This is a genomic window from Mesorhizobium sp. M4B.F.Ca.ET.143.01.1.1, from assembly GCF_004792275.1.
Lineage (GTDB): Bacteria > Pseudomonadota > Alphaproteobacteria > Rhizobiales > Rhizobiaceae > Mesorhizobium > Mesorhizobium abyssinicae.
The window spans coordinates 262946-275108 of sequence record NZ_SRSR01000004.1 but is presented as its reverse complement, the minus strand read 5'-3'; the positions used below and the strand labels follow the sequence as shown (position 1 = coordinate 275108).

General features: G+C 64.5%; 14 protein-coding genes. 12 read left to right on the top strand and 2 right to left on the bottom strand.

Annotated features, from left to right (window positions below):
• Positions 1-74: 74 nt before the first annotated feature.
• The 8 genes from EN786_RS11990 (at position 75) to EN786_RS11955 (ending at position 6895) form a co-directional block, all read left to right on the top strand.
• Complete coding sequence (locus EN786_RS11990; protein WP_127286659.1) at positions 75-569, top strand: flavin reductase; 495 nt, start codon at positions 75-77, stop codon at positions 567-569.
• A 31-nt stretch (positions 570-600) separates the two neighbouring features.
• Positions 601-1530 carry a MoxR family ATPase gene (locus EN786_RS11985; protein WP_127286658.1) on the top strand — a complete coding sequence of 310 codons (930 nt, stop codon included), beginning with the start codon at positions 601-603 and terminating at the stop codon, positions 1528-1530.
• A 4-nt stretch (positions 1531-1534) separates the two neighbouring features.
• Positions 1535-2785, top strand: a complete 1251-nt coding sequence (locus EN786_RS11980) for a VWA domain-containing protein (protein WP_127286657.1) — start codon at positions 1535-1537, stop codon at positions 2783-2785.
• A gap of 68 nt (positions 2786-2853) precedes the next feature.
• A complete protein-coding gene (locus EN786_RS11975; RefSeq protein WP_127286656.1) occupies positions 2854-3249 on the top strand; it encodes a RidA family protein in 396 nt (131 codons plus the stop codon).
• A 54-nt stretch (positions 3250-3303) separates the two neighbouring features.
• Positions 3304-3642, top strand: a complete 339-nt coding sequence (locus EN786_RS11970) for an XdhC family protein (RefSeq protein ID WP_040593291.1) — start codon at positions 3304-3306, stop codon at positions 3640-3642.
• Positions 3643-3648: 6 nt separating this feature from the next.
• Positions 3649-4353, top strand: coding sequence for an XdhC family protein (locus EN786_RS11965; RefSeq protein WP_127311467.1), 705 nt, complete (start codon positions 3649-3651; stop codon positions 4351-4353).
• Positions 4350-5966 carry a molybdopterin-binding/glycosyltransferase family 2 protein gene (locus EN786_RS11960; protein WP_127311468.1) on the top strand — a complete coding sequence of 539 codons (1617 nt, stop codon included), beginning with the start codon at positions 4350-4352 and terminating at the stop codon, positions 5964-5966. The genes EN786_RS11965 and EN786_RS11960 overlap by 4 nt, the downstream gene beginning before the upstream one ends.
• Before the next feature lie 32 nt (positions 5967-5998).
• Positions 5999-6895 carry an alpha/beta fold hydrolase gene (locus tag EN786_RS11955; protein ID WP_189340641.1) on the top strand — a complete coding sequence of 299 codons (897 nt, stop codon included), beginning with the start codon at positions 5999-6001 and terminating at the stop codon, positions 6893-6895.
• Between the two features lie 18 nt (positions 6896-6913).
• On the opposite strand, the gene EN786_RS11950 is transcribed toward EN786_RS11955, so the two are convergent.
• A complete protein-coding gene (locus EN786_RS11950; protein WP_135908380.1) occupies positions 6914-7951 on the bottom strand; it encodes a DUF1176 domain-containing protein in 1038 nt (345 codons plus the stop codon).
• A gap of 117 nt (positions 7952-8068) precedes the next feature.
• Here EN786_RS11950 and EN786_RS11945 point away from each other — a divergent pair, with 117 nt between their 5' ends.
• The gene (locus EN786_RS11945; protein WP_127309549.1) at positions 8069-8572 is read left to right on the top strand and encodes a DUF1993 family protein; all 504 of its coding nucleotides are present in this window, start codon (positions 8069-8071) and stop codon (positions 8570-8572) included.
• Between the two features lie 49 nt (positions 8573-8621).
• On the opposite strand, the gene EN786_RS11940 is transcribed toward EN786_RS11945, so the two are convergent.
• Positions 8622-8786: a hypothetical protein gene (locus tag EN786_RS11940; RefSeq protein ID WP_126054817.1), complete on the bottom strand. Its 165-nt coding sequence runs from the start codon at positions 8784-8786 to the stop codon at positions 8622-8624.
• 382 nt (positions 8787-9168) lie between these two features.
• On the opposite strand from EN786_RS11940, the gene EN786_RS11935 reads away from it, so the two are divergent.
• From EN786_RS11935 to EN786_RS11925, 3 genes are all read left to right on the top strand, one after another.
• A complete protein-coding gene (locus tag EN786_RS11935; RefSeq protein WP_127286912.1) occupies positions 9169-9636 on the top strand; it encodes a hypothetical protein in 468 nt (155 codons plus the stop codon).
• A gap of 120 nt (positions 9637-9756) precedes the next feature.
• On the top strand, positions 9757-10824 hold the full coding sequence (locus EN786_RS11930; RefSeq protein WP_127309551.1) for an aldo/keto reductase: 1068 nt from the start codon (positions 9757-9759) through the stop codon (positions 10822-10824).
• Positions 10825-10863: 39 nt separating this feature from the next.
• On the top strand, positions 10864-12129 hold the full coding sequence (locus tag EN786_RS11925) for a cysteine desulfurase-like protein (RefSeq protein WP_127309552.1): 1266 nt from the start codon (positions 10864-10866) through the stop codon (positions 12127-12129).
• Positions 12130-12163: the final 34 nt, after the last annotated feature.

The window sequence follows — 12163 nt, the reverse complement described above, 5'->3', positions numbered from 1 at the left end:
TATGGGTCAAGCACTTCGCTTGTGGCATGCAATATGCCGCCATATATAACGATGGGTTCTGAGGAAAATCATCTGTGCTGAAGAAGAACGACATCGGGCCGCAGGCCTATCGCGACGCGATGGCCCATTTTGCCGGCCAGGTCCATGTGGTGACCACCGACGGTCCGGCCGGCAGGCGAGGCGCGACCGTTATCGCCGCTTGCTCGGTGTCCGACACGCCGCCGACCGTGCTCGTCTGCCTCAACCGGGAAAATCCCAAGAACGAGCCTTTCGTTGCGAATGGCAGGTTCGCGCTCAACACGCTGGCCTCGCATCAGGAGCCGCTCTCCGTCGGCTTTTCCGGCATGACCGGCCTGCCGGTCGAGGAACGGTTTGCGCTTGGCGAATGGGACGTGATCTCGACCGGCGCGCCGACCTTGAAAGGCGCGCTTGCCGTGTTCGATTGCGAGCTGATCGACACCAAGGATCTCGCCACCCACCGTGTGCTTTTTGGCAAGGTGACAGGCCTGCGCATCGGCGATAATTTGCGCCCGCTGATCTATCATGATCGCGGCTATCGCGCCTTGTAGGTGCCTTGATGGCTGACTCCACGGAGATGGAATGACCGGCTTGAAACCGCGCCCGGCGCCGGGGACGATCGACGAGACGCTCGATCTCCTGACCGGCGCGGACTATGTGGCGGACCGCTCGCTGGCAACGGTGTTGTTTCTCTCGTTGCGCATGAAGAGGCCGCTCTTCCTCGAGGGCGAGGCCGGCGTCGGCAAGACCGAGATCGCCAAGGTGCTGGCCGATGCGCTCGGCCGCCGGCTGATTCGCCTTCAATGCTATGAGGGGCTCGACGTCTCGTCCGCCGTCTACGAGTGGAACTACGCCGCGCAGATGATCGAGATCCGCATGGAGGAGGCAGCCGGCACGGTCGTGCGCTCCGACATGGAGCGCAACGTCTTCTCCGAAAAATATCTGATCCGCCGCCCGGTGCTCGATGCGCTGACCGGCAAGGCGGGCGCTGCCCCGGTATTCCTGATCGACGAGCTCGACCGCACCGACGAGGCCTTCGAGGCCTTCCTGCTCGAAATCCTCTCGGACTTCCAGGTGACGGTGCCGGAGCTCGGCACGATCAAGGCGGAGGAGCCGCCGATCGTCATCATCACCACCAATCGTACGCGCGAGATCCATGACGCGCTGAAGCGGCGCTGCCTCTACCACTGGGTCGACTATCCCAGTGCCGAGCGCGAGCTGGAGATCGTCCGCCGCAAGGTGCCGCGGGCCAACAGCCGGCTTTCGGCCGAGGTTGTGTCGTTCATTCAGAAGCTGCGCCAGGTCGAGCTGTTCAAGGCGCCGGGCGTCGCCGAAACCATCGACTGGGCTGGTGCGCTGACCGAGCTCGACAAGGTCGCGCTCGATCCGGAAACGGTCTCCGACACGATCGGGGTGCTTTTGAAGTACCAGGACGACATCGCCCGCATCGGCGCGGGCGAGGGCCGGCGCATCCTCGACGAGGTCAAGGCCGAGCTCGCTGCTGCGGAATAGGCCGATGAAGTCGCCGCGCCCCGATCCCGCTGAGGCCAAGCAAGACGGGCGCCTCGCCGACAACATCGTCTATTTCGCCCGTACCTTGCGCAAGGCCGGCATGCGGGTCGGACCGGCTTCGGTCAAGGACGCGATCGAGGCGGTGCTTGCCGCCGGCATCGGATCGCGCGACGATTTCTACTGGACGCTGCATGCAGTGCTGGTCTCCCGGCATGAGGACCATCCGGTCTTCGACGAAGCTTTCCGGCTGTTCTGGAAATCGCGCGAGCTGATCGAAAAGATGCTGGCGATGTTCTCGCCTGTCGCGCTCGATACCAGCGAGAAGCAGAAACCCCGCGCGGCCGAGACCCGCGTCAGCCAGGCGATGTTCGAGGGCCATCAGAAGAATCAGCCGGCCAAGGAAATCCCGGAGATCGAGGTCGACGCCCGCTTCACCTTTTCCGGCAACGAGGTGTTGCGCGGCAAGGACTTTGCCCAGATGAACGCCGCCGAGCTGGCCGAGGCCAAGCAGGCGATCGCCGCCTTGCGACTGCCCTTCGACATGGTCCGCACGCGCCGCTTCAGGGCGGACGCGCAGGGCAGGCGCATCGATCCGCGTGCCATGATGCGTTCGGCCGCCCGCACCGGCGGCGCGCTGATCCTGCCGAAATTCCGCTCTGCCCGCGAGGTGCACCCGCCGCTGGTGGTGCTTGCCGACATTTCCGGCTCGATGAGCCAGTACACGCGCATCTTCCTGCATTTCCTGCACGCGCTGACGGAAAAGCGCCGGCGCGTGCATGCCTTTGTCTTCGGCACCCGCCTGACCAATTTGACGCGGCAGATGCGCCATCGCGATCCCGATGCCGCGCTCGCCGAGAGCTCGGCGACGGTCAAGGACTGGTCCGGCGGCACTCGCATCGGCGACACGCTGACCGAGTTCAATCGCCTGTGGTCGCGACGCGTGCTGGGGCAGGGGGCCGTGGTGCTGCTGATCACCGACGGGCTGGAGCGCGACGAGATCGCCGGCCTGTCGGAGGAAATGGAGCGGCTGCACAAATCCTGCCGGCGGCTGATCTGGCTGAACCCGCTGCTGCGCTTCGACGGCTTCGAGGCGCGCGCCCGCGGCGTCAAGGCGATGCTGCCGCATGTCGACGAGTTCCGCCCGGTGCACAATCTCGAGGCGTTGGCTGATCTGTGCGCCTCGCTCGACCAGCGGCCGGCCGCTTCGGTCGATCCGCGTCGATGGCTGCGGGCTGGCGACAGGCACGCCGCATAGCCATATGTTTATCCATCGGAAGAACAGACTCCCAGAAAATTGAGACCACCATACAGGAGACCCGATGAATGCCGCTCCAATGCATCAACCCAAAGGACCTGCCAGTTCCGCAGACGTATAGCCAGGTTGTCGTGGCGACAGGCAGCAAGTTGGTATTCATCTCGGGCCAGGAGCCCGAAGACCTGGATGGCAAGCTTGTCGGCCGTGGCGATCTTGCGACGCAGGCGCGCCAGGTGTTTGCCAATCTCGGCCGAGCACTCGCCGCCGCCGGTGCAGCGCCTGCGCAGGTCAGCAGGATCACGATCTATGTCGTCAACTACAATCGCGATGAATGTCTGCCGATCATCGAAAAGGCTCGGGTAGAGCTGTTCGGAGATCACAAACCAGCCGACGTGGTGCTTGGCGTGGCGAGCCTGTCCCCCGACTATCTGATCGAGGTTGACGCGTTCGCAGTGATTGATTGAGCATGCATTTGCGCGAACTGCCTAGATCATAAACAGACTCCAAGAGAAGCAGTCATGGAAAACAGCATCTATCTCGATGAGGCCCGCGATCCCCTGATCATCGCGGAGGGCTGGATGAAGGACGGCAAGGATGTCGCCATCGCGACCGTGGTCGAGACCTGGGGTTCGGCGCCGCGCCCGGTGGGCAGCCATCTGGTCATCGACGCCGACGGCAATTTCCACGGTTCCGTCTCGGGCGGCTGCGTCGAGGGCGCGGTGGTGACCGAGGCGATCGATGTCATCGGCTCGGGCAAGGCCAGGATGCTGGAGTTCGGCGTCGCCGACGAGACCGCCTGGCAGGTGGGTCTCTCCTGTGGCGGCCGCATCAAGGTCTATGTCGAGCGGCTTGGTTAGGGCGCCATGGACCCGTATGTGCTGAAAACATTGAATGCCGAACGCCGCGCCCGCCGCGCGGCGATCCTTGTCACCGACCTCGGCGACGGCCGCGACCGCATCGTGCGCGAGGGCGATCCTGTCGCCGGTGAATTGGGCGAGGCGATCGCCAGGGCGTTTCGCACCGGCAATTCTGGCTCGGTCGAGGCGGAAGGGCGCACCTTCTTCCTCAACGCGCATCTGCCGCAGCCGCGCCTCGTGGTGATCGGCGCCGTCCATATCAGCCAGGCGCTGGCGCCGATGGCCAGGATCGCCGGCTACCCCGTCGAGATTATTGACCCGCGCACCGCTTTCGCCACGCCGGAGCGTTTTCCCGATGTCGTGCTGCATGCCGAATGGCCGCAGGATGTGCTGGCGCGCAAGCCCCTCGACAGCTACACGGCGCTTGCCGCCGTCACCCACGACCCCAAGATCGACGATTTTGCATTGAAGGCAGCGCTCGATGCCAGGTGCTTCTATGTCGGCGCGCTCGGCAGCAGGAAGACGCACGCCAAGCGCGTGGAACGCCTGCTGGCGCTCGGCGCCAGCGCCGACCAGATCGCCCGCATCCATGCGCCGATCGGCCTCGATATCGGCGCGGCAAGCCCGGCCGAGATCGCCGTAGCGGTGCTGGCGCAGACCATCCACGCCTTCCGCTCGCGCGGCCTCGAAGCAAAAGGCGCCGTGGCGTGAAATTCGGTCCGGTTCCGATCGATGAGGCGGAAGGCGCGGTGCTGGCGCACGCCACAGAGGCCGGAGAGCGGCGCTTCCGCAAGGCGCACAGGCTGAGCGCCGATGATCTGTCGGCGCTGAAAGCGGCCGGCATTTCAGAGGTGGTCGCGGCCGTGTTGGCGCCCGACGATCTCGGCGAGGACGCGGCGGCGGAACGGATCGCCGCCGGCATGAGCCATCGCAACGTGGAGGCCAGGCCCGCCGCGACCGGCCGGGTCAATCTGCACGCCGAGGCGGCCGGCGTCTTCACCGTCGACCGCGCGATGATCGACGCCATCAATGCCGTCGATCCGACCATCACCATCGCCACGCTGGCGCAGCATGCGCCGGTCGAGAAAGGCCAGATGGTTGCGACGGTGAAGATCATTCCCTTCGCCGTCGCCGGCAGCCTGGTCGATCGGGTGGCAAGGATCTGCGCCGATGGCGAGATCTTTGCCGTCAACGCCTATCGGCCGATGCGGATCGGCGTCATCCAGACAATGCTGCCCGGCGTCAAACCGAGCGTGCTCGACAAGACGCTGCGCATCACCGAAGCGCGCCTGACGCGCTCGGGCAGCCATCTGACCGCCGAGCGCCGCACGCCGCACGAGGTCGCGCCCGTCGCGGAAGCGGCTGCTGCGCTCGTCCGTGACAACGATATGGTGGTGATCTTCGGCGCCTCGGCGATGAGCGATTTCGCCGACGTCGTCCCTGCAGCGATCGAACAGGTCGGCGGGACAGTCCTCCGCGCGGGCATGCCGGTCGATCCCGGCAATCTGCTGGTGCTGGGCACGCTTGCCGGCAAACGCATCATTGGCGCGCCTGGCTGCGCCCGCAGCCCCAAGGAGAACGGCTTCGACTGGGTGCTCGACCGGCTGATCGCCGGCCTCGACGTGACGGCAGGCGACATCGCCGGCATGGGCGTCGGCGGGCTGTTGATGGAGATACCGACCCGGCCGCAGCCGCGCGAGCCGTCGCCAAAGCGCGAGGGAACCGCGCCGAAGGTCGAGATCGTGCTTCTGGCAGCCGGCCGCTCCAGCCGCATGGGCGGGCCGAACAAGCTGCTGGCACTGTTCGACGGCAAGCCGTTGGTCCGCCGCGCCGCCGAGAGAGCACTGGGCTCCAGGGCATCCAGCACCATTGTCGTCACTGGCCATCAGCGCGAGCGGGTGCTCGCCACTTTAAGCGGTCTCGATGTCATCCTGGCCGACAATCCCGATTTCGCCGACGGCCTGTCCTCGTCATTGAAGGCGGGCATCGCCAAGGTTTCGGCCGATGCTGCCGGCGCCATGATCGTCCTTGGCGACATGCCCGGCGTGTCCTCCGCCGATCTCGACAGGCTGATCGAAGCCTTCCGCAGATCCGGCGGCCGCTCGGTGGTGCGCGCGGCGCACGATGGCCGGCGCGGCAATCCGGTGCTGCTGCCTCGTTCGCTGTTTGGGGCCATCGCCCATCTCGAAGGCGACACCGGCGCGCGCCACCTGGTCGAAGCCGGGGGCCTTGATGTCGTCGATGTCGAGATCGGCAACGCCGCCTCGGTCGACGTCGATACGCGCGAGGCGCTGGAAGGCGCCGGCGGCGTGCTGCAGGATTGACAAAGCGAAGCCGAAGCACGCATGCCTGCGGCATGGCCAATCGCTTTCAAGTCTCCCGCACCCTGTTAACCGCGATCGTTCTTTCGCTGTCCGCAGTTGATGCCGGCGCTCTCGAGCTAAAACCCTACAAGGACGATCTGTTCGCCTATCCGGCGACGCTGTCGTCCGGCGACAATGGCGCCTACACCGTCATCGACTATCGCGAGATGCGCGACATCAACCAGCGCGACGAGGTGCCGGAAAAGCGCGTCCATGGCGAATATACCGACACCGGCGTGCGCAAGCTGCAGCAGGACCTGATGCTGAAGACGGACGCGGGCGATGTCAGGCATGTTGCCGTCGGCAAGACCGAGGGCGCCGGCATTATCGTGCTCTACCTGCACGGGCAGGGTGGCAGCCGCAAGCAAGGTGTCGACGACTTTACCTTCGGTGGCAATTTCAACCGCCTCAAGAATCTGATGGCCGCCAATGGCGGCCTCTATCTGTCGCCGGACTTCCCCGATTTCGGCGACAAGGGCGCCGCCCAGGTTGCGGCGCTGATCGATCACTACGCCGAGAAGTCCCCGGGCGCGAAGATTTTCGTCGCCTGCGGCTCGATGGGCGGATCGGTGTGCTGGAAGCTTGCCGCGCGCAACGACACAGGACGACGCATCGACGGGCTGCTGCTGCTCGGTTCGCTGTGGGACGAAAGCTTTCTCGCCAGTCCCGCCTTCAGGCGCCATGTGCCCGTCTTCTTCGGCCAAGGCAGCAAGGACCCGGTATTTCCCGTGGAAAAGCAGGAAGCCTTCTTCCGCTCCATCATTGCAAAGTCAAAAGCCTATCCCTATCCGACCCGCTTCGTCCGCTTCGAGACCGGCACGCACGGCACGCCGATCCGCATGACCGACTGGCGCGGCACGCTCAACTGGATGCTGTCCAAGGCGCCGTGACGTGATACCGGGATTGCCTCAGGGCGCGGTGTTGTAGTCGACGACGGCCTGCGGGTTCTGCTCGCCATCGTATGATGCATCGACGTCGTACTGGACGAGGGAAAAATCACCGTTGCGGAACAGGTAGGTTCCCGACGACGAGGCATCGCCGACGCCGCGCCACTTGTTGAACGTGGTGATCGTCTTGGTGGCGTCGTCGTAAGCGGAATTGACGGCCCAGCCTGTCGCCTGGAAGCCGACGACGTGCATGCTCTCCACCTTGCCGTCGCTGTCGTTGTTCGCGTAGCGGATGTCCATTTCGGGCTCGGCGAACTGCAACTGCCTGACGCCCGAGACGTCGTCGTAGATGTAGTAGATGGAGCTTTCATTGTAGGCGGCGGCCGAGCAGGCGAAATGGAAGAGCCGCGTTTGCCGCTCCGGGTCGCCTTCGGCCGCGCTCTTGTCCTTGTATTTGATCGAAAACAGCTCGGGCTCCTGCTCGAACAGCTCCTTATCGCACTGGCCGGCATAGGTGGCAGCGAACGCCTTCATCGCCTGCTCCAGCGCCTCGTCCTTCTTCGGCGGCGGCGGGCCGTCGCCGCAGCTTGCCGGCACGGCCTCTTCGAAATCGGCGGTCGATGGCTTCAGCGCGCCCTTGTCGATGAAGATCGGCTGGAACGGCGGTTCCTGGATCTGGCCGTTGACCTGGCGCAGCGTATAGCAGCCGGCAAAGACCTTGGCCTCGCCCTTCTTGTCGGTCGCCTGGATGGCGACCGGGACACTGTAGTAGATGCTGCCGGCCGCACCCTCGTCGGATACCGCGCCCGTCTTCACCTCGACCGTATCGGTGCCGTCATAGCCTTTGACGAACGCGTCGAAATCCTTTGCCGGCTTGGTATCGCCGTAATAGCCCCAGGCGCGGGCGAATTCATGCCGGTTGATGGCGCTGTAGAGCGAGCGGATGACAGCGGCAGCGTCCGAGCGATCGTCGATATAGGGTGGGTCGGCGGCGAGCGCCTGCTGGCCCGTTACGGCGATGGAGAAGAAAGCGGTCGCTGCAAGAAAGGCGCATCTCATCGGGATCCTCCACTCCAGATGGAAACACCTAGCATGGTGATTGCGGCGGCGCGGTGACGCTTGAAGAATCGCTTGTGGAAGCGCTAGCTCCCGTTCGCTCGACTGGGAGAAAGCAAGATGACGATTTCGATGTATGACGCCTCGGTGCCGGTGTTTTCGGCCAGGCTGAAGTCACTCTCCAATGTGCTGTCGCTGGCCGAACAGAACGCGGTCGATCGCAAGATCGACCCGCAGGTCTTTCTGACCGCGCGGCTGGCCCCCGACATGTTCGCGCTGACCAGGCAGGTGCAGATCGCCACCGATCACGCCAAGGGCGCGCCGTCGCGGCTCGCCGGCCGCGAAGTGCCGAAATACGAGGACAACGAGGCGAGTTTCGCCGACCTGCAGGCTCGCATCGCCAAGACGGTCGATCATCTGGCGACGTTTTCGGCAGCCGACCTGAATAACTCGGAAGAGCGCACGATCGAACTCCGGCTCGGCGGGCGGGAAGTCTCGATGCCGGGCTTGCAATACCTGCTCCACGCCGCCATGCCCAACTTCTATTTCCACGTGACCACCGCCTACGACATCCTGCGGCACAACGGCGTGCCGCTCGGCAAGGCGGTTTTTCTGGGACGTTGAAAGTCTTGAGGTTTCCCGGTGCTGCCGGGAAACCTCTTGCTGGACAGACTCAGCGCGTGGACATTTCGCGCGCGATGCGCGGGAAATCGGCTGGCTTGATGCCGATGTCGGCGCGGTCGGCATTGCTCATTGAATGCAGCAGCGCCAAGGCTGCGCGGTAGCGCTGATGGTCCTGCGGCCGCGGCCGCGCGAACATTTCGGTGAAGAACCCCATGATCCATGGCCCCTAGTTGGTCCTCCCGACTCAAATATATAGGGCGAATGTTAAAATTGTGCAGTGCAGCAATTGCATGGCAGCCATGCCCGGACGATTTTTTTCGTCACAATCGATTTTTTTTGAAACTTTTACGGTCTGTCGAACGTAGGCGTGGTGCCGGCCCATGGCCGGCTTTTTCCTCGCCACTCCTGGCGACCTTGCCGGGCTGCAGGAAATGCAGTCCGGCTTTTTTGCTATGGCGCTGGCGAACGGCTAAACTGGTTAACGTCGAAGGCATTCATTTTTAACGAGCAAGCTCTATGGTGCGACCGTCTCACATATGTGCTTGACGAGACGGGAGGCTGACATCGGCACCGGAGCCAAGCGGGATTTCGCGTCCTTGCTCGACGATCTCTTCGTTGCCTCCGACAAGGCCGAGGCAGGCGATGAGGCGGCGGCGCGGCCGACAATTCCGTTCGACTATCTCTCGGTGGCGGACGAGCTTCATTCCGGCCGCATCAAGGTTGCCGGCGAGACGTTCGCGGCCGAATACCGGGAGGCAGGCGCCGATCTCGCCGCCGAATTCGCCGCGCTGCTCGATCAGGCGAAGCTGGCACTGGCCGGCGAGCAGGCAAGGCCGGAGGAAAAACTGCCGCCGATCGACCCCGACGCGATCGCCGCCGAGCTTGGCCTCGATCATCCGGTGAAGAGCGCCGACCTCGGCCGCATGCGGCGCAGCTTCGCTTTCGCCAACCACCCGGACCGAGTTGCCCCGCATCTGCGCCAGCGCGCCATGATCCGCATGCAGGTGGCCAACATGCTGATCGATGAAGCCAAGCGGCGCGCCGTGGCCGGAGCCCGGCGCTAGCCCTCTACAAGTTCACGCGAAAGTCGTCCGGGCCGGGCTTGGAGAACACCCGCCCTTTGCTTTATGGTCGGATTTCCTCCTGCGCTTCGCGCAAAAAAGTTCCCCGCCGGAGAAATTCCCATGCATAAACGCCGTCTCGGTCGGACCGATCTTCTTGTGTCTCAAATCTGCCTGGGCTCGATGACCTGGGGCCAGCAGAACACCGAGGCCGAAGGCCATGCGCAGATGGACCTGGCCTTTGAGCGCGGCGTCAATTTCATCGACACGGCCGAGCTGTACCCGATCCCGCCCAAGGCGGAGACGCAGGGGCGGACCGAGAAGATCATCGGCAGCTGGATGAAGGCCAACGGCAATCGCGACAAGGTGATCATCGCCTCGAAGGTGGTCGGTCGCACCGGCAACATTTGGTTTCGCGGCGACCGCCCGTCGAAGCTGGCGCGCGCCGACATTTTCGACGCCGTCGAGAAGTCGCTGACCAAGCTCGGCACCGACTACATCGATCTCTACCAGATCCATTGGCCGGAACGGGACATTCCCTGGGGCGCCAACCCGACGCGCGTCGGCGCGGTGGCGCGACGCGCCGACACCGAAGGCGCGCCGGCAGGCGAGACGCCGATCGCCGAGACGCTTGGCGTCTTCGACGAACTGGTGAAGGCCGGGAAGATCCGCCATTTCGGCCTGTCGAACGAAAGCTCCTGGGGCGTCATGCGCTTCCTTGGCGAGGCCGACAAGGGCGACGGGCCGCGGCCCGTCTCGCTGCAGAACGCCTACAGCCTCGTCAATCGCACCTTCGAGGTGAACCTCGCCGAGGTCTGCGAGCGCGAGCAGATCGCCTTCCTGCCCTATTCGCCGCTGGCGCAGGGCTATCTGACCGGCAAATACGACCATGGCGCGCGCCCGCAAGGCTCGCGCTCGCAGCTTTTCAACCGTGGCCAGCGCTACGAGACGCCGAATGCGGCGCAAGTCCTGCTCGAATACAACGAGCTGGCGCGCTCCTTCGGCATTGAGCCGGCGCTGTTTGCCAATGCCTATGTCTCGAGCAGGCCCTTCGTCACCTCGAACATCATCGGCGCGACGGCGATCTGGCAGCTGGAAACGGCGTTGTCCTCGGCCGAGGTCAGATGGACCGAGGAGATGCAGAAGGCGGTCGATGCGGTTCATCAGCGCGTCGGCAATCCGTGTCCTTGACCAGAATTGTTCAACGATAACAAAAGGGAGGGGACGGCAATGAACTTTCCAATCGAAACCGTGCGGGGAAGATTTCCGGCGCTGTCGCTGACCGACAAGGACCGCCGCCGCATCTATCTCGACAACCCGGCCGGCACGCAGGTGCCGCAGGCGGTGGCCGACGCCGTGTCGCGCTGCCTGCTTACCACCAACGCCAATCTCGGCGGCTTCTTCGAAACGACGCTGGTGGCGCAGGAAGTGGTCGACGGCGCGCATGCGGCAATGGCCGATTTCCTCGGTGCCGCGAGCGCCGAGGAGATCATCATCGGCGCCAACATGACGACGCTGACCTACCACATGTCGCGCACGCTCGGCCGCGCGATGAAGCCAGGCGACGAGATCATCGTCACCCGCATGGATCATGAGGGCAATGTCTCGCCCTGGCTGCAGCTTGCCGAGGACCTTGGCCTCGTCGTGCGCTTCCTGCCGTTTGACGAGAAAAGCTGGCAGGTCGAGGAAGCGGCGTTGAGTGCGCTGCTCTCGGAAAAGACGCGGCTCGTGGCGCTGAACTATGCCTCGAACCTCACCGGCTCGATCAACCGGGTGAAGGCGCTGACGGCCGTAGCCAAGCAGGCAGGCGCGCTGGTCTATGTCGATGCCGTGCAGTTCGCGCCGCATGGCCTGGTCGACGTGCAGGCGCTCGGCTGCGATTTCCTCGTCTGCTCGGCCTACAAATTCTTCGGCCCGCACATGGGCATCCTGTGGGGGCGCCGCGACCTCATTGATGCGCTGAAACCCTACAAATGCCGCTGCTCGTCCAACGGCCTGCCGGAACGCTTCGAGCTCGGCACGCCGCAGATCGAGCTGATGGCCGGTCTCGGCGCGGCGGTCGATTATTTCGCCGATCTCGGCGCGGCGGCGGGCGAGGGCGGCTCGCGGCGGCAGCGGATCACCAGGGCGTTCGAAGTGTCGATCGCCTACGAGAACACGCTGGCGCAAAAGCTGATCGACGGCCTGTCTGGCATTGCCGGCCTGACCATCCACGGCATCACCGATCCGGCGCGGATCGGCGAGCGCGTGCCGACCGTGTCCTTTACCGTCGAGGGCATCGCGCCGGAGACGATCGTGCGGCAGATGAACGCCGAAAACATCTTCCTCTGGTCAGGCCACAACTATGCCTGGGAGATCGTCCACCAGCTCGGCATTCCGGCCGGCGAGGGCGTCGTGCGCATCGGCATCGCCCATTACAACACGGCGGGCGAGATCGACGAGACGCTGGAAAGCGTGCGCCGGGTCGTGGCCATGCTGAGGCAGCAGCGAGCCTGAGCCACGTTGCTTTCACGCAATTCCGGACGGAAAA